The sequence below is a fragment of the Bacillus sp. JJ1566 genome (assembly GCF_036962685.1).
In the GTDB taxonomy this organism is placed as follows: domain Bacteria; phylum Bacillota; class Bacilli; order Bacillales; family Bacillaceae_L; genus Ferdinandcohnia.
This window is the reverse complement of sequence record NZ_JBALOP010000002.1, coordinates 92,132-112,194: the sequence shown is the minus strand read 5'-3', so window position 1 is coordinate 112,194 and position 20,063 is coordinate 92,132. Positions and strand designations below refer to the sequence as shown.

General features: G+C 36.8%; 28 protein-coding genes. 6 read left to right on the top strand and 22 right to left on the bottom strand.

From position 1 onward, the window contains the following. Positions 1–3: 3 nt before the first annotated feature. Together V7112_RS01470 and V7112_RS01465 are read right to left on the bottom strand one after the other, a co-directional pair. Positions 4–216: a biotin/lipoyl-containing protein gene (locus V7112_RS01470; RefSeq protein ID WP_335414333.1), complete on the bottom strand. Its 213-nt coding sequence runs from the start codon at positions 214–216 to the stop codon at positions 4–6. 1 nt (position 217) lies between these two features. After that, positions 218–1,555, bottom strand: coding sequence for an acetyl-CoA carboxylase biotin carboxylase subunit (locus V7112_RS01465; protein WP_335414329.1), 1,338 nt, complete (start codon positions 1,553–1,555; stop codon positions 218–220). 436 nt (positions 1,556–1,991) lie between these two features. Between V7112_RS01465 and V7112_RS01460 the strand changes: the two genes are divergently transcribed. After that, positions 1,992–2,465, top strand: a complete 474-nt coding sequence (locus tag V7112_RS01460) for an N-acetyltransferase (protein WP_335414326.1) — start codon at positions 1,992–1,994, stop codon at positions 2,463–2,465. Positions 2,466–2,530: 65 nt separating this feature from the next. Here the strand turns inward: V7112_RS01460 and gerR are convergent, their stop codons facing one another. The 4 genes from gerR to V7112_RS01440 form a co-directional block, all read right to left on the bottom strand. Then, on the bottom strand, positions 2,531–3,142 hold the full coding sequence (gerR, locus tag V7112_RS01455; protein ID WP_335414322.1) for a sporulation-specific transcriptional regulator GerR: 612 nt from the start codon (positions 3,140–3,142) through the stop codon (positions 2,531–2,533). A gap of 81 nt (positions 3,143–3,223) precedes the next feature. Continuing rightward, on the bottom strand, positions 3,224–3,988 hold the full coding sequence (locus V7112_RS01450; RefSeq protein WP_335414319.1) for an enoyl-CoA hydratase/isomerase family protein: 765 nt from the start codon (positions 3,986–3,988) through the stop codon (positions 3,224–3,226). Positions 3,989–4,144: 156 nt separating this feature from the next. Beyond that, complete coding sequence (rpmF, locus tag V7112_RS01445; protein ID WP_057996812.1) at positions 4,145–4,318, bottom strand: 50S ribosomal protein L32; 174 nt, start codon at positions 4,316–4,318, stop codon at positions 4,145–4,147. Positions 4,319–4,360: 42 nt separating this feature from the next. Further along, the gene (locus V7112_RS01440) at positions 4,361–4,879 is read right to left on the bottom strand and encodes a YceD family protein (protein WP_335414317.1); all 519 of its coding nucleotides are present in this window, start codon (positions 4,877–4,879) and stop codon (positions 4,361–4,363) included. Between the two features lie 166 nt (positions 4,880–5,045). Here V7112_RS01440 and V7112_RS01435 point away from each other — a divergent pair, with 166 nt between their 5' ends. Beyond that, positions 5,046–6,287, top strand: a complete 1,242-nt coding sequence (locus V7112_RS01435) for a nucleotidyltransferase (protein WP_335414314.1) — start codon at positions 5,046–5,048, stop codon at positions 6,285–6,287. A 43-nt stretch (positions 6,288–6,330) separates the two neighbouring features. Here the strand turns inward: V7112_RS01435 and V7112_RS01430 are convergent, their stop codons facing one another. Together V7112_RS01430 and V7112_RS01425 are read right to left on the bottom strand one after the other, a co-directional pair. After that, positions 6,331–7,359: a SepM family pheromone-processing serine protease gene (locus V7112_RS01430; protein ID WP_335414312.1), complete on the bottom strand. Its 1,029-nt coding sequence runs from the start codon at positions 7,357–7,359 to the stop codon at positions 6,331–6,333. Continuing rightward, the gene (locus V7112_RS01425; RefSeq protein ID WP_335414310.1) at positions 7,340–8,146 is read right to left on the bottom strand and encodes a patatin-like phospholipase family protein; all 807 of its coding nucleotides are present in this window, start codon (positions 8,144–8,146) and stop codon (positions 7,340–7,342) included. Before V7112_RS01425 ends, V7112_RS01430 begins: the two co-directional genes overlap by 20 nt. A gap of 247 nt (positions 8,147–8,393) precedes the next feature. On the opposite strand from V7112_RS01425, the gene ylbJ reads away from it, so the two are divergent. Next, positions 8,394–9,620, top strand: a complete 1,227-nt coding sequence (gene ylbJ, locus V7112_RS01420) for a sporulation integral membrane protein YlbJ (protein WP_335414306.1) — start codon at positions 8,394–8,396, stop codon at positions 9,618–9,620. Here ylbJ and coaD read toward each other — a convergent pair. Together coaD and rsmD are read right to left on the bottom strand one after the other, a co-directional pair. Next, the gene (coaD, locus tag V7112_RS01415) at positions 9,617–10,108 is read right to left on the bottom strand and encodes a pantetheine-phosphate adenylyltransferase (RefSeq protein ID WP_335414304.1); all 492 of its coding nucleotides are present in this window, start codon (positions 10,106–10,108) and stop codon (positions 9,617–9,619) included. The genes ylbJ and coaD overlap by 4 nt on opposite strands. Next, entirely contained in the window at positions 10,105–10,680 is a 576-nt protein-coding gene (gene rsmD, locus V7112_RS01410) for a 16S rRNA (guanine(966)-N(2))-methyltransferase RsmD (RefSeq protein WP_335414301.1), read from the bottom strand. Before rsmD ends, coaD begins: the two co-directional genes overlap by 4 nt. 406 nt (positions 10,681–11,086) lie before the next feature. Here rsmD and V7112_RS01405 point away from each other — a divergent pair, with 406 nt between their 5' ends. Continuing rightward, positions 11,087–11,476 carry a DUF7147 family protein gene (locus V7112_RS01405; RefSeq protein WP_335414298.1) on the top strand — a complete coding sequence of 130 codons (390 nt, stop codon included), beginning with the start codon at positions 11,087–11,089 and terminating at the stop codon, positions 11,474–11,476. A gap of 48 nt (positions 11,477–11,524) precedes the next feature. Here V7112_RS01405 and V7112_RS01400 read toward each other — a convergent pair whose 3' ends face one another. The 5 genes from V7112_RS01400 to V7112_RS01380 all read right to left on the bottom strand — a co-directional run bounded on the left by V7112_RS01400 (position 11,525) and on the right by V7112_RS01380 (position 13,722). Next, positions 11,525–11,800 (bottom strand): YlbG family protein, encoded by a 276-nt coding sequence (locus V7112_RS01400; protein WP_335414295.1) that lies wholly within the window; start codon positions 11,798–11,800, stop codon positions 11,525–11,527. A 260-nt stretch (positions 11,801–12,060) separates the two neighbouring features. Then, positions 12,061–12,504 carry a YlbF family regulator gene (locus V7112_RS01395; protein WP_335414293.1) on the bottom strand — a complete coding sequence of 148 codons (444 nt, stop codon included), beginning with the start codon at positions 12,502–12,504 and terminating at the stop codon, positions 12,061–12,063. Positions 12,505–12,579: 75 nt separating this feature from the next. Beyond that, entirely contained in the window at positions 12,580–12,981 is a 402-nt protein-coding gene (locus V7112_RS01390; protein WP_335414290.1) for a hypothetical protein, read from the bottom strand. A 93-nt stretch (positions 12,982–13,074) separates the two neighbouring features. Then, positions 13,075–13,314 (bottom strand): YlbE-like family protein, encoded by a 240-nt coding sequence (locus V7112_RS01385; protein ID WP_335414287.1) that lies wholly within the window; start codon positions 13,312–13,314, stop codon positions 13,075–13,077. 18 nt (positions 13,315–13,332) lie between these two features. Beyond that, positions 13,333–13,722, bottom strand: a complete 390-nt coding sequence (locus V7112_RS01380; protein ID WP_335414285.1) for a YlbD family protein — start codon at positions 13,720–13,722, stop codon at positions 13,333–13,335. Between the two features lie 138 nt (positions 13,723–13,860). Here V7112_RS01380 and V7112_RS01375 point away from each other — a divergent pair, with 138 nt between their 5' ends. Then, positions 13,861–14,355, top strand: coding sequence for a PaaI family thioesterase (locus tag V7112_RS01375; RefSeq protein WP_335414282.1), 495 nt, complete (start codon positions 13,861–13,863; stop codon positions 14,353–14,355). 58 nt (positions 14,356–14,413) lie between these two features. On the opposite strand, the gene V7112_RS01370 is transcribed toward V7112_RS01375, so the two are convergent. From V7112_RS01370 to safA, 3 genes are all read right to left on the bottom strand, one after another. Next, positions 14,414–15,385, bottom strand: a complete 972-nt coding sequence (locus V7112_RS01370) for a CAP domain-containing protein (RefSeq protein WP_335414279.1) — start codon at positions 15,383–15,385, stop codon at positions 14,414–14,416. 196 nt (positions 15,386–15,581) lie between these two features. Next, positions 15,582–16,007: a CBS domain-containing protein gene (locus V7112_RS01365; RefSeq protein WP_335414841.1), complete on the bottom strand. Its 426-nt coding sequence runs from the start codon at positions 16,005–16,007 to the stop codon at positions 15,582–15,584. A gap of 23 nt (positions 16,008–16,030) precedes the next feature. Continuing rightward, complete coding sequence (gene safA, locus V7112_RS01360) at positions 16,031–16,594, bottom strand: SafA/ExsA family spore coat assembly protein (protein ID WP_438823852.1); 564 nt, start codon at positions 16,592–16,594, stop codon at positions 16,031–16,033. Between the two features lie 225 nt (positions 16,595–16,819). On the opposite strand from safA, the gene V7112_RS01355 reads away from it, so the two are divergent. After that, complete coding sequence (locus V7112_RS01355) at positions 16,820–17,188, top strand: YugN family protein (RefSeq protein WP_335414273.1); 369 nt, start codon at positions 16,820–16,822, stop codon at positions 17,186–17,188. Between the two features lie 166 nt (positions 17,189–17,354). Here V7112_RS01355 and V7112_RS01350 read toward each other — a convergent pair whose 3' ends face one another. The 4 genes from V7112_RS01350 to ctaG all read right to left on the bottom strand — a co-directional run bounded on the left by V7112_RS01350 (position 17,355) and on the right by ctaG (position 20,030). Next, positions 17,355–17,720 carry an Asp23/Gls24 family envelope stress response protein gene (locus V7112_RS01350; protein WP_335414270.1) on the bottom strand — a complete coding sequence of 122 codons (366 nt, stop codon included), beginning with the start codon at positions 17,718–17,720 and terminating at the stop codon, positions 17,355–17,357. Between the two features lie 107 nt (positions 17,721–17,827). Then, positions 17,828–18,337: a GNAT family N-acetyltransferase gene (locus V7112_RS01345; protein WP_335414267.1), complete on the bottom strand. Its 510-nt coding sequence runs from the start codon at positions 18,335–18,337 to the stop codon at positions 17,828–17,830. A 283-nt stretch (positions 18,338–18,620) separates the two neighbouring features. Further along, positions 18,621–19,082 carry a DUF420 domain-containing protein gene (locus tag V7112_RS01340; protein ID WP_335414264.1) on the bottom strand — a complete coding sequence of 154 codons (462 nt, stop codon included), beginning with the start codon at positions 19,080–19,082 and terminating at the stop codon, positions 18,621–18,623. Positions 19,083–19,109: 27 nt separating this feature from the next. Next, positions 19,110–20,030 carry a cytochrome c oxidase assembly factor CtaG gene (gene ctaG, locus V7112_RS01335; RefSeq protein ID WP_335414838.1) on the bottom strand — a complete coding sequence of 307 codons (921 nt, stop codon included), beginning with the start codon at positions 20,028–20,030 and terminating at the stop codon, positions 19,110–19,112. Positions 20,031–20,063 lie beyond the last annotated feature (33 nt).

The following is a 20,063-nucleotide window of genomic DNA, read 5'->3' as shown; positions in this document are numbered from 1 at the left end:
TCCTTATTCTAGAACAAGTAATACATCATCCTCGTTAACAAAATCACCAATATCTACTTTTACGTTAATAATCTTGCCAACCAGTCCACTTTCAATCGGGATTTCCATTTTCATTGATTCCAGAATGACAACCACTTGACCTTCTGAAATATCTTCACCCTCTGAAACCAATACTTGTAAAACAGTCCCTGCCATGCTTGCTGTAATTTCCTTCATCTTAACTCCCCCTAATGTTTAAATAGTTAGTTGTATATTCTCCTTTAAGATAGGTATCTTCATTCATAATATCTTGGAATAATGGGATATTCGTTTTTACTCCTTTTATCACGATTTGATTAAAATAATCCTTAGCTATTTGAATGGCTTCGGGACGATTGTTAGCTTTTATAATTATTTTAGCAATCATCGGGTCATAAAATGGTGTAACTGTATTACCCGCTTTATATCCGCTGTCGACCCGGACCCCCTTATCGTTATGCGGTAACATAAATTCCTCGATTTTACCTGGAGATGGTAAGAACTTTATCGGATCTTCAGCATAGACGCGAAATTCAATTGAATGGCCCTCATGCTTTATTTCATTTTGGGACAATGGTAGTTTTTCTCCGCTTGCAACGAGCAGCTGCCATTTTACAAGATCAAGATTCGTAATCATCTCCGTAATGGCATGCTCAACTTGAAGCCTTGTATTCATCTCTAAAAAATAGAAATTTTCCTGTTCATCAACAATGAATTCGATTGTTCCAGCATTTGTATAGCCCACATATTCAGCAGCCTGTTTTGCTGCATGACAGATTCTTTCACGTATCTCTTCCGAAAGAAATGGTGAGGGTGTTTCCTCAATCACCTTTTGATTGCGCCGTTGAATTGAACAATCTCTTTCAAAAAGGTGAACAATATTGCCATGATGATCGCCAAAAATTTGCACCTCAATATGTCTAGCGTTTGGGATGAATTTTTCAATAAACATTTCATCATTTCCAAAATACGACTTGGCCCTAGCCTTGGTTGTTTGAAACGCTTTTTGCAATTCTTCTTCAGAATGGCAGCATACCATCCCGATTCCGCCACCGCCGCCACTTGCCTTTAACATAACAGGGTAGCCAAATTCTGCAGCAAGTTTCAAGGCATCTTCTATTGTTTGTATCCCTTCATCACTCCCTGGCACAACAGGCACACCCGCATCGATCATTGTTTGTCTCGCTTTCACCTTATCCCCCATTAACGAGATAACCTGCGGTTTGGGTCCTATGAAAACAATGCCTTTTTTAGCTGCCGCATTGGCAAAGGATGCATTTTCCGATAAAAACCCGTACCCAGGATGGATGGCATCTACCTGCTCTTGCTCAGCAATTTCAATGATTTTGTTCATTTGAAGATAAGATTTCATGACCGGTGGCTCACCAATTCGATAAGCTACGGTTGCATTTTTCACAAAAGGTAAATCGTGATCCGCATCAGAATAGACAGCGACTGTTTCAATCCCCATCTCATGACATGTTTTCATAATCCTGGATGCAATTTCTCCCCTGTTTGCAATCAACACTTTTTTCAAGTTCTTTTCCCCTTTCGCCAATAGTTCAAATACGCCTTGGCGTATTTGTGCCCGATTTTTAGGCCAACAGGAAGTGATTCATAAAGACGAAGACATCAGGATGTGGCGTTTTTAGTCTTTGATCTTACTGCTCGAAAAACTTCCTTTGAAAAATCATGGCATCCTCCGGAGGCTTAACTTTATTCAGGCAGGGTTTGAACACCCACTGAATTGTTTACTCGTATACTTTCTTCCCCCACTTATAAAAATAGAGGGCTTCTGCTGAATAAAGTTAAAAGGTGCAATATATTATTTCTACATTCATCTACATATTCCTGCACCAAATTGAAAACGCTTTCTATAATTTTCTACAGAATTTTTTGTTATTTTGTTATATAATGAATGTAATAATAAATTAAAACAGTTTTTCATTGTGGAATCGCAAGGGGGATATCAGATGTATACGGCTAAGGTTGAGAAATTATTAGTAAACTATAAAACTCTTGAAGAATTCAAGGAGTTTAGGGAATATGGTCTCCAGGAGCTCTCCATGCTTGAAGACCTTGAATCAAATATAATTGAAAATGATAGCGTTTCACCTTTTTACGGAATTTTCTTTGGTGATAAATTAGTGGCGCGAATGAGCCTTTATCGTGTTGATAAAAAATTCAACAAATATTTTGAACCAGCTCAGGACTACTTAGAACTGTGGAAGCTTGAGGTACTTCCAAATTATCAAAACAAAGGCTTCGGAAAAGCATTAGTGGATTATGCCAAAACCTATAAACTACCGATTAAAACAAATCCACGTGTCAAATCTTCAGAGTTTTGGGAGAAGATGGGCTTTTCGCCCGCGGCTTATAATATGGAGCGTGACCTTGGTGAAAACCCGCTTCTTTGGTTCCCTGAAGGAGTACATGAAATCGACTAAACAAATTCTTCAGGAGTATAGGATAAAAGAAAAACAGCTGAACATGATGTCAGCTGTTTTCTTTTTTATTTTTCAACGCGTTCCAGATTCCCATTCCTGTCCATTTGAAATTTAACCTTTTTACTTCTTTCATCTTCTTGGAGGACCACCATTTTACGGGCGCGTTCCATGATTTCAATCAATGCCTTATAATCTTCCTCAATTAATTGAATATTATTTTCTAATGTGTTATTTTCTGCCTTTAACGTGTTAACTTGTTCCTGGAGTTTGCTAATTTGATTGTTCAAGCTGTTATTTTCTTTAATAACATTTTGGAGCTCGTTTTCCGTTTTTTCATATTCTTCAAGAAAGCGGATAATATCCCTAAGCTGTAGCTCAGCTGAATGATTATTTGTGATTTCGGTAGTTTCAGTTTCTTGTTGTTGAAGCTGTTCTCCATCATTTTGCTTTTTTAATTCTTTTCGCTGTTTTTTCGCAAGTTCGATTCCGGATTTATATTGTTTGCGTACATATGAATTCCATCTAAAGCCACAGGCAGCTGCAGTACGAGATAACGTACGACCTACCTCTTCAAATGCACCTAATTGTGTTCCCCCCTCACGGATGTGGCGCAAAACCACTTCAGCAAGGAATAAATCCTCATCTTGTGTCCATGCATCTTGACGTGTTGAAGTCATATCTTTCCCTCCTAAACTTTTTACTTATACTTATGCATGTAATAGAAAAGATAGACTACTCACACTCTAGTAAGAGAATAATTATTCTTTACGCATGATTTTTTGAACGGCTTCAAGATGTTCATCCGTTACCCACAAAGCGGAACATTCCTTAATTTCTTCAAGCATTCTCTCTTTCAACCCTGTTGCACACCATTTTCTATTCACTACCTTTTTATATGCTTTTACTACCTTAGTACTAATTAAGAATTCATTAGCTATAAATTCTTTACAATCCTTTATTGCATTTTCTTCTGATAGGACATGTTGAATAAAGCCAAGCGCCTTTCCATCATCGGCAGATGTTATTTCCCCTGTCATAAGGAGGTGATATGCTTTATCAATTGGTACTCTTTCTAGTAAGATAGTCGCACCACCCCAACCTGTCGTAATCCCTTGTTTTCCTTGAACAAAGCCAAATCTACTTCCGTGAGATGCTAGTCTATAGTCACAAGCCGCCGCAAGCTCACATCCACCACCAATTGCTAGTCCATTCAATAGAGCAATTGTGGGTTTCGATAATGTGACAAGCTTGTATAAAATCATGCCCATCTTGCTAAGCATTTGGTATGCTTCTTCTACAGTTTGAAGTTTTTGAAAAACTGATAGATCTCCACCGGAACAGAATGATTTTTGTCCAGCTCCCGTAATGACTAAAACACGATTATCCTCTTTCTCTTCTACTTCTGTGATGGTTTGCAACAATCCATCCATTACATCATAGTCGATTGCATTCCATTTTTCAGGTCGATTGATTGTAAACCAAACAATCCCTTGTTCATCACGTGTAACTATGTATTTTGACATATTTTTCCCCTTTATCCCTTTTACTCTTATTGTACTGGTAAAATTATGATTATCAACTTGGTAAGAAGAAGGAGTAGGGATTTGTCGGGGATTCGGACAAAATAAAAAGCGTATCAATAACATTGTTATTGATACGCTTTTAACTTGTTAACAAAATTATTTGCTAACAACTTCTTTTCCTTTGTAAGAACCGCATTCTTTACATACGCGGTGTGCTAATTTCATTTCACCACAATTTGGGCATGCCACCATACCAGGCACTTGTAATTTGAAATGTGTACGACGTAATCTTTTTCTTGTCTTAGATGTTCTTCTAAAAGGTACAGCCATTATTCCCACCTCCTTAAAAAAATAAATAGATAAAGATGGATTTTATTCGTCTTCAAAGAATTTTGCTAGTCCTGCCAATCGGGGGTCAATCTTGTTCTTTTTGTCATCTTCAGTGATAACTTCCCAATCTTGTCCTGATTGTGGCGCAGCATCTTCAGAGTTCGAATTATCACAAAAAATCTGCATCGGTATTTCAAGTAAAATATTCTCCTTGATTAGTGGAAGTAAATCAATTACTTCACCTTGAACTTGATTAACATCCTCGTCCGACTCTAGATCATAATCAGAAGTCTCTCTAAGTAGAAACGTTTCAGTTGTTCTGATCTCGAATGGAAATTTCACATCAACCAATGTTCGAGAACAAGGCAGAATCATTGAACCTGAAATTGTTATATGAAAGCTCGCTTTTGTAGAACTGAGATCAGCACGACCGGTAACATGCACCGGAGGGATGTCTCGTATCGATTTTTCGATCTCCATTAAGTCTTTAACATCAACAGTTTCATCAATCATTAGGCCTTTTCGAGCCAACTGATTTAATTGATTAATTGTCCATTTCAATTGAAATCACCTCAAAGAGCAACAAAGGTAATTATAGCTTTGCGGATTACATTTGTCAATATTTTTTCTTTACACTATACTTGGTGTGTAGATACTTTTCTACTATATCAGCTTTTCCAATAAAATGATATTTAAAAATTAAGTTTAAATTAAAAAGGGTGAAATGATGAAAGCAGTTGGCGTAGTTGTTGAATATAATCCATTTCATAATGGACATAAGTACCATCTTGATGAAACAAAAAGGAAGACAAATGCAGATTGTACGATTGCAGTAATGAGCGGAAATTTTCTTCAACGAGGGGAACCTGCCTTAGTATCAAAATGGACACGAACGAAAATGGCTTTGGAAGCAGGCGTTGACATCGTCATTGAATTACCATATGCCTTTGCGACTCAAAAAGCAGAAAACTTCGCAAATGGTTCGATTTCACTTCTGAATGCTCTTCACTGTGAGGAAGTTTGCTTCGGTAGTGAAAATGGGACAATTGATGACTTTGAAGCAACTGTTGAATTTATGCAAAACAATAAACAAGCCTATGACCACTCGACCCAGCAATACATGAAGGAAGGATATAGCTATCCAAAAGCAGCATCTCTCGCCTATTCTTCTCTTTCAAATCATGATTCATTCGTGGATTTATCAAAACCAAATAATATTTTGGGCTATCATTATGTCAAAGCGATCCATGACCAAAGGAGTTCAATTCATGCAGAAACCATCTTGAGGACGTCTGCCGGCTACCATGACGAGACATTTTCACATGAGACCATTGCTAGCGCAACAAGCATTCGAAAAACATTATTTTCAGCTGAAAAAAATATTGAGGAAATCAAAAGCTATCTTCCCGCTGCCACTGCCAAATGGCTTTCATCTTATTATAAGGAGAATCTGCTATTCCATCGGTGGGAGGATTATTTTACATTGTTAAAATACAGACTGCTAACTTCTTCACCTTCCGAATTAGCAAATATTTATGAAGCAGAAGAAGGTATTGAAAATAGGCTACTCACTTATATTTCGGAAGCAACTTCTTTTCAAGACTTTATGGAAAAAATAAAAACAAAACGCTATACATGGACAAGATTGCAAAGACTATGCGTACATATTTTAACAAACACAACAAAGGAACAGCTAAAACCTATAAATGAAAAACCTGTCGCTACCTATATTCGCTTACTCGGCATGTCTCAAAAAGGACAGAGCTATTTACACCATATAAAAAAGGATGTTGAACTGCCTATCCTCTCAAAGGCAACAGGATTTTCTGATGAACTCTTCACACTTGATTGGAAGGCTTCTCAAACTTATTTAACTATTTTTCCTGAGCCTCTTCGCACAAAACTTCTACGACAGGAATACGTAACTCCACCAATTCGATATAATGAAGAACTACAAAAATATCTCTAAAATAAAACAGCCGCCCAATTTTGGCAGCGGCTGCTTGTATTTGTTATTTCACTTCAAGTTTCTCTAAATAATTGAGTGCATCTTCAAATGTATCGACAGGTACGATTTTCATATCACTTTTGATATCCTTCGCTGTTGCTAATGCTTGTTGGTAATCAGAATCTGCAGCACCATTTTGATTTGGAGCAAAGAAAATATCAACATCTGAGCTATCGGCAGCAACGATTTTTTGACCAATCCCTCCGATTGGTCCAACCTTTCCATCGATATTAATCGTTCCTGTACCCGCAATACGCAATCCATGTGTAAGGTCTTTCTCTGTTAACTGATTATAAATTTCAAGTGTAAACATTAGTCCGGCAGAAGGACCACCGATTTTTTTTGTATCAATTTTTATTTTCGGATCGGTCACCACTTCAATATCTGTTATTAATTCAATTCCAATTCCTGTTTTGTCTGGATTATTTGGAAAAGGAGCAAGTGGAACAGCAACTGTTTTCTCTTCACCGTTTCGCTCGACTGAAATAGTAATGACATCATTTTCTTTTTTCCCGGCTACATACTTCATAAACTCCGTATGTTCTTGGATTTCATTTCCATCCACTGCAAAAATTCGATCACCCGCTTTTAGTTCTTTTTCTGCAGGCATTCCTTCGACGATCCCCATTATGTAAATTCCATGATTTTTGACCGTTACAGGCTTATTTGCATGCTGATAAGCAACGGTAATGGCAGATTCCTGTGAATCCTCCATATAAAACAGTTGTCGATTGGCATATTCCTCATCACTTTCATTGTTACGTCTTACTTGTTTAATCGGTAAAATTTCATGATATTTTTGGAACTTAGCTAAAGAATAACTAAAGATATTGGCTTGCCCCATACGAATGGTCGTTAACATGAATTCTCCTTCTTCTTTATAGCCGTTCTCGACGTTGATAATAGGCTCAAGCTCTGTCGCCATTCCAGGCTTTGTCACGTAGTATGGAAGCTGGATAAAGGTGCCTAGAATTGATAGCACCACTCCAACTGCAAGAGCTTTTAAATAGGCCTTATTTCTCTTTTTCTTCATTCAGTAATGACTCCCTCCACTTTGCGATTGCCTCTTCGATTGCGGGAAGTTGTTTTCTTGTTTCCTCTTCCCCAATTCGGATAATGTCCTCAATATTTGTGAAAGCACGTGAACTATAATGTCCTACATGTGGTCGGATCATAATATCGGTTGAAAATTCTCCATACTTCACAAGCTCTTTTTGCATGATATCAATACTCTGTAAAATCACATCAAATATTGAAGTAACCTCTTCATTTATTTTAACATGTGAGACGTCCACCGCAATAACTATATCAGCTCCCATTTCTTTTGCAACAGAAATGGGGACCCGATCAATGACACCTCCGTCTACAAGAATACGGCCATCAATTTTTTCAGGAACAAAAATTCCGGGGATGGCAATGCTTGCTCGGACTGCATCTGCGACAGGCCCATTACGAAACACCACTTTTTCACCAGTTAATAAATCTGTTGCAACAATGCCTATGGGGATATCAAGTTGCTCGATATTTTTACCATGTGTAAAGACACGGATTAATTCCTTTACTCTTTTCCCTGCAATAAAGCCCATTTTTGGAACAGTAAAATCTAAATAATACTTCCGCTTAAAAGCAAGCGCTAGTTTATACATTCGATCGATATCTAATCCCGCCCCGTAAAAGCTTGCGACCAAAGAGCCCATGCTCGTTCCTGCAATAAGATTGATTGGAATTTTATGTTCTAAAAGTACTTTAATTACACCCAAATGAGCAAATCCTCTTGCACCACCAGATCCAAGTGCCAATCCAATTATAGGTTCGTTCAAAAGAATCATCCCCTAACAATAGTCCTTCTATGTTAATTTCACTTTATATCATTATATGAAAAAAGAATTGAAAACTTGTACATTCTTTTGGTCTAAACTTGCCACCCATCTACGTATATTTAAATAGATGTACAAACCATCCATTTGACTTCGATTAGATGAGGGAAGATTTTGAAAATTACGGACCCTCTTATTCTATCACTCTTATGATCTAACTGAAAAGAAGACTTCTGTAGGAGGAGTACCATTGATACGTTCTAGATTTAAAACAGTAACAATTGCGGCAGGAATTTCATTACTAACGATAGCACTTATTTATTTTCCAAAGGAATCACTGGAAGCTTCTAGGGTTGGTTTGGAAATGTGGTGGAAGATTGTATTTCCTTCCTTACTCCCTTTTTTAATCATATCAGAGTTATTAATTGGTTTTGGAATTGTTAAATTTATCGGTGTCTTATTTGAACCTTTAATGAGACCATTGTTTCGAGTCCCAGGTGTGGGTGGATTTGCTTGGGCAATGGGTATGGCTTCAGGGTTCCCAGCTGGCGCCAAACTAGCTGCACGGCTTAGACAGGAGAAACAAATTACGAGAGTTGAAGCAGAGAGGCTTGTTTCCTTCGCAAATGCTTCAAATCCCCTTTTTATATTTGCTGCGATTTCTGTAGGATTTTTTGAAAATCCCAGGTTAGGGATCTTACTTGCAGTCAGCCATTATGTCGGAAATTTTTTTGTTGGTTTAATCATGAGATTCCATGGTAAAAAGGGTGATGAGCACACACCTAAAGATGACGAGAAGAAAAGTATTATTGTAAAGGCCTTACAGGAGCTTCATCGCACAAGACTAAAGGAAAAAAGGCCTTTCGGGCAATTATTAGGCGACGCGGTCACAACCTCTATTCATACGTTACTAATGATTGGAGGATTTATCATTCTATTTTCCGTTTTTAACAAACTTCTTTCATTAATTAATGTGATCGCATTAGTCGGTGCAGGACTATCCATATTATTAAAACTATTTCAAATGCCTGCTGAACTCAGTATCCCCTTGATTTCTGGGATATTTGAAATTACCACAGGTTCAATGATGACAAGTGAATTAGAACATATTGAACTACTTCCTAAGGTGATTACCGTAAGTTTTATCCTGGGGTTTTGTGGCCTTTCTGTACAAGCGCAAGTTGCAAGCATTTTAGCAGAAACGGATGTAAGGTTTAAACCATTTTTTTTCGCGCGAATTATGCATGGATTTTTAGCAGGGATTATCACATTTCTTTTATGGAATCCACTTTACGTAAAAAATGCCGGGTCAGAGGAAACATTCGGTGTCTTCGCTCCAATGATTCCTGAACAGACTTCCGTTTGGATTGAAACCTTATGGAACGGATTATTAATCTATGGACCACTCGTTACGATTTTTTCGTTGTTATGTTATATTGCCGTTTACTACAGCAAAATAAAAAGCCCTCGCATTTAATTTGCGGGGCTATTAAATTTTTCCTTAAGCGCTAATTCAACTGGTTTTGGTACAAGCTCGGAAATCACTCCATGATATTTCGCAGCTTCCTTCACAATACTTGAGCTTAAAAAAGAATATTGGTTATTTGTCATCATAAAAAAAGTTTCGATTTCTTCATTTAAAATACGATTCATCGAAGTAATTTGCATTTCGTACTCAAAATCCGAAACGGCACGAAGCCCACGTAAAATCGCATTTGCATTTTTCTCGCTTGCGTAATCCATCAATAAACCACTAAAACATTCAACTTCAATATTATGTAAATCCTTCGTACTTTCCTGTAACAGTTTAATTCGTTCTTCAACTGTGAACAAAGGCTGTTTTGATGAGTTATTTAAGACACACACATAAATTTTATCAAATACTTTTGCCCCTCTTTTGATAATATCAAGGTGTCCATTTGTTACTGGATCAAAGCTTCCTGGGCAAACAGCAATTCTGGTCATTTCAGTTCGCCTACCTTTCCCTCTTCATTCCGATAAATGGATACGCCAATGACACCGTACACTTCATGACGAACCAAACGAAGGTTACCAATGGATTGTTCCAATAAAACGTCCGATCCATGTTCTGCAACAATATAACCGTTATTGGTTAATAACTGATGTTTATTTATTTCTTCGATTAACTCTGTTAATTTTTGCTGTTTATATGGCGGATCTAAAAGGATTAAATCGAATTTGATATCACGTTTTACGATGGCCTTTAAAGCCCGGAAGGCCTCGTTTCGATAAACTTCAGCATCATCGACAAGTCGACATGTTTCTAAATTTCCTTTAATTGTTTGAATTGCTTTTTGATCACGGTCAACAAAAATGACCTTATCAATTCCACGGCTTAACGCTTCAATTCCAAGTCCACCGCTTCCACCAAATAAATCAAGTCCATTCCCACCATCAAAATATGGACCGATGATATTAAAGATGGCTTCCTTCACCTTGTCTGTTGTTGGTCTTGTGGACATTCCTGGTACCGCTTTCAAGTGGATACCTTTCTTCGACCCGGACACGACTCTCACTGCTATCACCACTGTCTATGTAAATTAATAACATTATCCTACCATAAACGTAAACGTTTGTTAATGAATAATAAAAAATTCTAAGATATCATTTAGGCAAAAATTTTATTGGGATAATAAAAAAACGTGACATGATGTATACACAATTTTCAATTGGTCATAATTAGTAATAACAACATCATTCGAGGATGTTGTTGCCAACCGCGGAGAAGACTTACGTTTCCCCATAAGTTCTTCCTCCGGTTTCTCCTCTCCCTTTGCCTTCTTCCATGTGAACGGTAACGAAAAACATGGAATGGAAGGACCCTGCAAGTAGACTTGCAGGGTTTTTTTGTTTTCGTTTGTTAATTCAAATCTATTCATGATAAAGTAGACATGGAAAATATGAAATCGAGGGGAATTTAGAATGATACAACGTTTTATTGAGCTAGGCGAAGGTTATTCAGATATTTATGAACTTCTTGAGCTTGCAAAAGGAAATAGACATCGAGTTTCAAAGCTATTTGCATTTCACACAACCATTCAGGATATACAAGTTACCTCATTGGCTGTGGCACTTCAGCCGACAAAACCTGGTGATTTTCAAGCAATCTATATTTGTAGAGAAGGAATTCCCAATCCTGTTGTCAAACCAAATCAACGCTACAATCTTTTTGCAGAGGTAGCGATTGAACTTGATTTACAAATCATTACACTGGATGTAAAACCTTCTACGATGTTTCACGAAAAAGATCTTTATTATCAGCATTTAATCGGAATTTTACGAATGAACCGCTATTTACCGCGAATGAAATAAAAAATAAAAAAGCTTATCAAAGCAAAAAAATGCTTTTGATAAGCTTTTTTATAATCCGATCTTATAATCGTATTCCTTTGCACGATCCGGTTTCTTGTTCTCAAATTCAATCTTTAAAAATGGTTTATAGGATGGCTCTACCCTTTTGACAAATGCAAGAGAATTTAACTTTTCTACGATTGAATCTGTATTTTCCATATCATTATAAAGGACCACGTATTTTAGACGTTTTGATACAAAATGAATATTACCGAATTTTCGAAGCATTTTTGAATGCTTTAGCGAATGAAGCCAAACGATAATACCTTGGCGTTGTCCAATCATAGCATTTTCTCCTTTTATTTCAATAGAATCAAATACGCCCTTAGCGTATTTGCGCCCGATTTTTAGGCCCACAGGAAGTGATGCTTTTAGTCTTTGATCTTACTGCTCGAAAATTTTCTGCTGAAAAATCGTGGGCATCCGCCGGAGGCTATAACTTTATTCATCATTGATGAATAAAGTTATAAATAGTGTAGCATATCAAGTAAAAATTTTACAATACCAAATAAAGTAGAAAACTTACTTTACTCGGAAAGTGTCGGTTACTTACAGCCGCAAGCTCCACCACTTCCACAGCCACCGCCACAGCTTGAAATAGAATCAAAATAAGGGTTCCCTGTTGGCACTTTAATATACTTGGATACAGCACCACCTAGTAACACGCTAATTTCATCAAGTACTTTCTGGAGATTATCCTCTGCTTTTTTAAAATCAGCAATCGTTTCATGAAGATCAAGCTTTCTTTTAAGTTCCCTTGTCTCTTTTGAAACAGTTCGAAAATCAGGATGATATTTCCCGAATCGTTGAACCTCATCATATTTTTCTTTCATATTTTGAAAATCAGCGATTAGTTTCTGCGCTTCTCTATCTTTTTGTAATGTATATAAACAGCTGCGGTATTCCTCTGCCAGTTCAGATTGTAGAATCATTGTTGATAACTCCTGTGCCTCTTCCAGAATTTCAACTTTTTCAATTGTTGCTATCAAAATAAACACCTCCACTTTCACTATACCACGAATTATTACGAATCGCATCTACTGCGATAATACAAATAATAAAAGTTAATCTATATGGATATGAATTGTATGTTCAAGAGGATATGTAGTTAAATCATTATGAACGACTTGAATTTTTAATGTATGCTCTCCTCTAGATAACCCTTTAATAATGAAGGCTGCTGTCGAAATTTTTTCTGTTTTCTTCCCATCAATCATGATATTTAGATGGCCCTCTCCTTCCTTTTTAAGGCCACCGCTTTGCTTGAATGTAAAATTCGGGATTATACACTCAAGATACACATCATTACCTCTAACATGATGTACAACTTGAAGGGTACGCTCTATTTCTAACTCACTTGTTTCGCTAAAAAAAGTGGAGTGAACGTTCTTTGATGCAACCGCTTTTTCATTTATGTGAATGGTTAGGAAGCATAGGAAACAAAAAGGTAAAATATACTTGTACACATTCTTCCAACTCCTTTTTTCCTAGTTTTTCCTATAACGCCCCAAATATCCTTGCACAACCAAAGAAGGAGCCCATTCAAGAGAGCTCCTTTCTTAATCACTTTGTCGCATGCCCTGATACATTTGAAGCATGAATGAGGCCATTTCCAAGGACTGGTTAATTTTTTGAACTTTATGTGGAAAGGTTTGTTTGAAATATGCCTTTGCCTCGTTTTCCAAACGTTGAAAATCTCTTGGATTCCGAGTTAATTTTCGGTACCAAATCGGATTCTGTCGGACAAAAGCACGCAGTTGTTTTTTTGAATTGAGATATTCATATGATTCTTGTCGCATCCTATGCTCCCTTCTGGCCTAATCTTTGCGAAAGGCAAAAGGATGATGAACTTCTCGGCTAGTTCGCCTCTGCTGTTGCTTTTCATCCCCGCGAAACTGATGAATAACGGCCTGAATTGTTGAAATAGCTTCCCCTACATTCGAGATTTGCTCTTGTAGATTATTCATATCAGCATTTTTAAAGGATGAAAAAATTTTTCCGATAAAATCTGATTTGTCGGTATCCTCTGTTTTGCTATCTTTATCTTTAAACCTTTTCCACTTTTCATCTTCCTCACCAAGTATATACCAGTCTTCAAATACTTCCTGCCAATTAAGGGTTCCCTTTCGCACTTCCTGCACAAGTTTAGGATGTTTTTTAACGAAGGCCTTAAACTCCTGTACAGATGGATGAAGCTGATTTCCCATTTAAATCACCCCAATTTCATACAATTGCCTACTATAGTTTATCTATATTAAATTGAATGGTTCGCCCAAATTGCCAAAACTCTGTATATATTGTTAAAATGAGAATAATAAAAATATTATGGATTTGAGGTTAGGTTAATGGAAGATCGTATTCTACAAAAATTACAATCATTTTTTCTAGAGGCATCTGAAGAAGAAAGGCAAGCAATGGAACATGTAATCGATGCTGTGATTCGTAAACAAACTAAACAAAATGGCTCCTATATTGGTGGCTTAATGCAAACAAACCGTCGGGTTATTGATGACGAAACCTATGAAATTACCATTCCAAATACGGAACTTATTCAAAATCCATTGCAAATTGTTCATGGAGGCATTACTGCCACTTTACTTGACTCCGCAATGGGATCAGTTGTTCATCATGTCCTATCACAAGAAAAAGCAGCTGTAACAACTGAAATGAAAATCAATTATGTTGCTCCAGGAATCGGAAAAGAATTACGCTGTGTCGCACAATTAATCCATAAAGGTACAAAAATATGTGTAACCGAAGGTAGAGTTTATCGTGATGACGGAAAATTAATCGCGCATGCAACCGGAAGTTTCTTTATTATTGACCGTCCAAAAAATTAAGAAGATGATAAAAGAAAAGTAAGCAATACACATGTCGTCGTATTGCTTACTTTTTTATCTAATCCCATTTCTGGATAAAGTTTTGGGTATAGTATTTTTCATACACCCCAACCCCAAGGTAATTGTATTCTTCATTTAAAAGAGTTTCACGATGACCTTCACTATTTAACCAGCCTTCAACAGCCGCGATTCCGTCCACATATTTAGCTGCAATATTTTCACCAGCCAACTGATAACTTATGTCTCCGCCTGCTAACCTATCCGCTAGACCCCCTTTTGTCGGGGAAGTATGATCAAAATATTGATTCACTTGCATATCCTTACTATGTAAATAAGCAACTTTTGCTAATTGTTCGTCCCCTTTTAACGGATGTATACCATGTCTTATCCGAATAACATTCGTTAAATCAAGGATTTGGGCTTTGTTCCCCTGTTCAATTTGCATCCATTCTGTCTCTGAAACCTCTTTTGCTGAGAGTAATTCTCCTCGGTATGCTAATTCATATGGGCGAAGCTTGATTAAGGTTTTTCCATCTAAAAACCGAATACTTGAAATTTTTTCTGTAAATGTGTCCACATATAATTGAATATAGACATTCCCCATAGCAATTAAAGGCCTAGCTTTCATTTCCACATCTGATAATTCAAATCGATAAGGGTTTTTATCGACATTTAATGAAATTTTAGGCTTTATTAACCCTTTTGAGCGCAACTGTGCGATTGGTTGTCCAATTTTAAAAGGTTCAACGAGAACATCATTGCCCGTTCCAAAAACAGTGACAACTCTACCATTTTCGATTCCAACCTGGATATAATTTTGTGGATTTTTATTATAAACCCACCAGTCATAATCATAGGATGACCGGTCGATTCGATGCGGCTCGCCTAATGTTTCTTTTATTTGTGTGCTTTCCATACCAATGAATGAGATTAGACCATTAAATTGGTGGATTTCTTTTTGATAAGGGATATTTTGTTTCGTTATGCTCGTCTGGTTTAATATGGCTGGTGTATGTTCAACACCATTCACGAATCCTGTTCTTCCTTGCTTAATAGAAATATAATAAATGCTAGAAGCCAATAGTAAGATAGTAACTGCAATCTTAGCAAATTTCAGAAGAACCACTTCCTAACATTAAACGTATTTCTACCATATATATTAAATTTTGCTAGAATTATGCGATTTTGAAAGAAAAATAAACAGGCACCCCTTGGGTGCCTGTGCTTTAATGAAGCTGGTCTTGTTCAGAAATATCACTTAAAGCTTCTCCTGCATAATGATCAGATGTTTTGTTTGTCGATAAATCACCAATGGATAACATTCCAACCAACTGTTCATTTTCAATAACTGGTAAACGTCTAATTTGATGTTTCGCCATCAACTGAGATGCTTCCTCAAGAGACGTATCAGGTGTACAAGTAATTAAGTCTTCACTCATAACATTTGTCACTTTATTCGAACCAGACCTTTTTTCCGCATATCCTCGAACGACTAAATCACGATCAGTAATCATTCCAATTAATTTTTTGTCCTCTAAAATTGGAATTGCGCCGACATCTAAATCCTTCATTTTAACGGCTACTTCATACACATTATCAAGGGGCGTGCAGTATTCCACATCAGTACTCATTACATCGCGAACAGAGTCCATTGTAACCTCCATTTTCTATCCACTTATTTTCCAATAAACATTTGTGTCCAGTAATGCCTCTTTGAACCACCTTCTGCATATCCGACTCCTATATGGGTAACATCACGCTTAAGAATATTTGCACGATGCCCTGGACTGTTCATCCATGCATTTACAACTTCCTGTGGAGTTCTTTGTCCAGCTGCAATATTTTCTGCAGCAGTACGATAGGAAATACCAAAGTTTCGCATCATCGTAAATGGCGAGCCATATGTCGGTGAAGTATGCTCAAAGTAGTTTCGATCTCTCATATCTACCGATTTATAGCGTGCTACACGTGAAAGTTCCCAATCTATTTTTAAAGCCGGTAAACCATATTTTGCACGGTGTTGGTTGGTTATTGAGATAACCTGATTTTCAATGCTTTTGACATTCTCTATGATTGGAATTGTGACTTTTTGACCCGGATAAATAAGGTTGGGATTTCTAAACTGCGGGTTTGCTGAAATGATTTCTGACAAACCAACTTGGTATCGTACAGCAATTTTCCATAAAGAATCTCCACGCTGCACAGTGTATGTAGTTGTACCTTGTCCATTCGCCAACATTGGACTACTTAAGACAAACAATAAAGTCGTAATAATTAAAAGTAATTTCTTCATCTTGTCCCTCCTTTCCATGTTAGTTTGACCAAACCTACAAAAAATTCACATTAAATATTTTTTATTTTTCGTGACATATTAATGTCAAACGTTGCAACTTGTATCTTTTCGTACTATTATTATACTGAGAACATATAAATCGTTGTTTGACGGTTTTTGGAGGGATTTTAAATGAGATTTGAAAATACGGGGATTGAAAACGTAACAATCGAATTACCAAGATTAACTGACATAATGAGATCAGAAGGGTTTATTCTTGCAGGTCAGTGGGATTATGAAAGAATTACATATGACCGTAAGTTTGAAATTAAAGGTGATATTTACTACCTTCGTGTTCAAGGTTATGCAGTTGAAGGAATTATCGAAGAAAATGCAAAAGATGCAGTCATTAAGCTACTTACTCCATTTGTTGGTAAATACTATTACCCACACGGTGTTGAATATAGCGAAGATGAAAACTTCCCTAATGCATTAGTTGATCAATGCAACCGCATCCTTGCAAAAGTAAAAGAAGAAATCGATGCAGTTGTAAACGCATAATAACGAAAAGTGCAAGGCGCCCGCTTATCGGTGACAAGCATAAGACGAGCGCTGACAGAAGGTGCCTTTTACCTTCCGAAGCGATTGGCTTATGACCTCGAACCGATGGCGCCTGGAACTAGACAATAACGCAGAAAAAGGAACAGTCAATGCTGTTCCTTTTTTGTTATGTTGTTGTCGCAAGGGCTTGCGTATTTGTTAGTCCTTCTACCTTAATTGTTAAACTTGAAAGACTAATGCCAGTCATGCTTTCTATTTCATGTAAAATTGCTTCTTGTAAAAGCTCACAGGTCCTTTTTATTTCTAACCCATATTCAATCGCAATTTTGACCTCCAGGGAAATCCCTTCTTCTTCTTCAATAACTGTTATTCCATTTTTGTGGAAATTTCGATTCAAAATGCCGGAAACGCCATCCTTAAATCCGGAAACAATCGTTACTCCTTCCGTATCTTCAGCGCAAATGGAAGCAATCATCGCCAACACATCATTCTTAATATAAAGAGAACCATTTTCCAATGATTTTCGAACCACCCCAACCACACTCCTTCACATTGTCAATATCACTTAGGTTACTCCTACCTTATGCAATAAGGAATGAATTGGGCACAAGTCTAGAAAATCTTTTTCATTTTGCTTTATTAAATGACCTTACGAAGCTCCCAAGTTAAAAATCTACCATCCTTCTTCGTACACCTCATCCCTAGTTTTTCAAACAACTGTATTGACTGATAATTACTATCACTGCATTCCATTAATACCTTCTTCGCATCGGCTTGCATAACAAGCCAATCAATTAAAGCATCAACAGCTTCATAGGTTAAACTGGTCTTCTGATAATCGCGATTCATCGTATACGTCAGTTGGACATTCCCTTTTTTATCCGGTTTCTCATGAAGATAAATATCACCAATTATCCGTTTTTCAGCGTAATTAATAATCAGCCATAGTCCCCATCCATAATGATTTTCATCCTTCTCAAGCTTTTCTATATAAAACGGAAGAATACCAGTTATTAATGGAGATGGCCAGTTTTGTGGAATCGTTATAGGTGATCGTTTTTCAAGTTCTTTGCGATGAAAAACTAATGATTTGGCAATATCCAGAGAACATGGAACCAATAATAAGTTTTCTGTAAAGATCTCAATCATCCTTAACACTCCCCTCTGCGAAATTAGGCTGTCATTATCCCGCATTAACTTGCAGTAAGACCCCCATTACAAGAGCTTAGGGAAACCAGAAGAAATATAAGTAGGGGATCAACTGCCAGTAAAAGCCCGATTGGTTCAACTAACATTCAGTGGGGGATGAAAAAAACCCCCACTGAATGAAGTTTCACTTTATGTGAAACGAAGTACAAAATAAAAAGGTGCTCTAGAATATTGTATTCTAGAACACCTTATACATATTACAAACAATACGTTTTGGATTTTATTAAAAACCTAATATTGCTTTTAACATCGATGTTGTTTCTCCGCCTTTATAAAAGACGTACAGTAAGAAATATACCGCTACACCTGTTATAGCTGAGAAAAACCAAATGATGCTTGTAATTGGACCAAGCTTGCGATGCTTCGCAATTTTATTTTTATAGCCAAGATATAGTGTAACAACCCCGAAAATCGCACCAGTCGTTGCCAGAAAGATATGAAAGATTAAGAAAATCGTGTAGTACACCTTCACATCGTCAGGGCCACCGAATGATGTATTACCGATAAAAATCGTTCTTGACATATAAATAACAAAGAAAGTCAAAGCAAAAATAGCAGCAGTCGTCATCGCTTTTTTATGAGCTTCTATTTTTTTCTGTTTAATTAAATACCAACCGATGGCAACAGTAACTGCACTTAATATGATAAAAATCGTGCTCATTGTAGGCAGAATCGGTAAATTCATGTTTAACCTCTCTTATCGTGTTTCTCTTTAATTTGTTTGTGGCTCAATTAATTGCTTTTCTAGTAATTGCTCATCTAGTAATTTTTCTTGTTCACGCTCTTTTCGAACCCATTCAAAGAATACTTTCGCTAGTAGTATCGCGTACACGAACTCTTGAATAATTTTCATAATGACACCGCCAGTACGTTGATCTTCAAGCGGTGGCATAAAGTTAAACATTTCTGGCCCAGTAAGATTTATACTGGATAGCATTGAAGCTGGCACACAAAGTGCGAGAGCAGTCGTCCACGCCCCAAGATCTGTATATGTTGAATACATTGCAGTATCTGAAAAAATGATTAAGGCACATGCAGGCGTTAATAGCATCCCATCAGCAAAAATATAGCCAACTTTTTTAAGACCACTCAATGTGTTCCACTCTTCTAATTTATTGATTAATGGCCACCACATAAAGAAGGCAGCAATAAAAATAAAAATGGTCGTGGCAGCATGAATGAAGACATTAATTTTTACAAAGTCAAAAATGAGTGGGATATGATAAAAAGAAAATGAACCGTTAAACATAACTAAAGCAATTAAAGGCTTTGTAAGAAATTTAAAAATGGGCTTTATTACTTTAAGATTTATAAACTTTCTCCATAACCAATTTGGCACACCTAAAATAAAAAATACCGGCACAATTAAATAAAGAACAGCCATTTGCGTCATATGAGCAGTCATCGTCATATGACCTAGTAAATCGATTGGACTTCCTTTACAAGCATAGAGTAAGATTATCCCTACTACAAATAAAATCTTTGTTTTAATTGATGTAGGTTCAGAATGAGTAAATCGATGTCTCCATGGACCAACAATCATAAAATATAGAATCGTAACGATGATAAGTGAAGCTAAAAAATAGGGACTCCATAATGCCCGAAAACCAAAGATATCTATAGACATCTCCATCTCACCCCTTTTATTAAAATCAAATGCGCCTTG

Excerpts from the sequence above, each read along its gene's own strand:
- V7112_RS01470 (WP_335414333.1), bottom strand. The coding sequence starts at position 216 with ATGAAGGAAATTACAGCAAGCATGGCAGGGACTGTTTTACAAGTATTG.
- V7112_RS01460 (WP_335414326.1), top strand. The coding sequence starts at position 1,992 with ATGTATACGGCTAAGGTTGAGAAATTATTAGTAAACTATAAAACTCTT.
- gerR (WP_335414322.1), bottom strand. The coding sequence starts at position 3,142 with ATGACTTCAACACGTCAAGATGCATGGACACAAGATGAGGATTTATTC.
- V7112_RS01450 (WP_335414319.1), bottom strand. The coding sequence starts at position 3,988 with ATGTCAAAATACATAGTTACACGTGATGAACAAGGGATTGTTTGGTTT.
- rpmF (WP_057996812.1), bottom strand. The coding sequence starts at position 4,318 with ATGGCTGTACCTTTTAGAAGAACATCTAAGACAAGAAAAAGATTACGT.
- V7112_RS01435 (WP_335414314.1), top strand. The coding sequence starts at position 5,046 with ATGAAAGCAGTTGGCGTAGTTGTTGAATATAATCCATTTCATAATGGA.
- V7112_RS01430 (WP_335414312.1), bottom strand. The coding sequence starts at position 7,359 with ATGAAGAAAAAGAGAAATAAGGCCTATTTAAAAGCTCTTGCAGTTGGA.
- coaD (WP_335414304.1), bottom strand. The coding sequence starts at position 10,108 with ATGACCAGAATTGCTGTTTGCCCAGGAAGCTTTGATCCAGTAACAAAT.
- V7112_RS01405 (WP_335414298.1), top strand. The coding sequence starts at position 11,087 with ATGATACAACGTTTTATTGAGCTAGGCGAAGGTTATTCAGATATTTAT.
- V7112_RS01400 (WP_335414295.1), bottom strand. The coding sequence starts at position 11,800 with ATGATTGGACAACGCCAAGGTATTATCGTTTGGCTTCATTCGCTAAAG.
- V7112_RS01385 (WP_335414287.1), bottom strand. The coding sequence starts at position 13,314 with ATGCGACAAGAATCATATGAATATCTCAATTCAAAAAAACAACTGCGT.
- V7112_RS01380 (WP_335414285.1), bottom strand. The coding sequence starts at position 13,722 with ATGGGAAATCAGCTTCATCCATCTGTACAGGAGTTTAAGGCCTTCGTT.
- V7112_RS01375 (WP_335414282.1), top strand. The coding sequence starts at position 13,861 with ATGGAAGATCGTATTCTACAAAAATTACAATCATTTTTTCTAGAGGCA.
- V7112_RS01365 (WP_335414841.1), bottom strand. The coding sequence starts at position 16,007 with ATGGACTCTGTTCGCGATGTAATGAGTACTGATGTGGAATACTGCACG.
- safA (WP_438823852.1), bottom strand. The coding sequence starts at position 16,594 with ATGTTGGCGAATGGACAAGGTACAACTACATACACTGTGCAGCGTGGA.
- V7112_RS01355 (WP_335414273.1), top strand. The coding sequence starts at position 16,820 with ATGAGATTTGAAAATACGGGGATTGAAAACGTAACAATCGAATTACCA.
- V7112_RS01345 (WP_335414267.1), bottom strand. The coding sequence starts at position 18,337 with ATGATTGAGATCTTTACAGAAAACTTATTATTGGTTCCATGTTCTCTG.
- V7112_RS01340 (WP_335414264.1), bottom strand. The coding sequence starts at position 19,082 with ATGAATTTACCGATTCTGCCTACAATGAGCACGATTTTTATCATATTA.
- ctaG (WP_335414838.1), bottom strand. The coding sequence starts at position 20,030 with ATGGAGATGTCTATAGATATCTTTGGTTTTCGGGCATTATGGAGTCCC.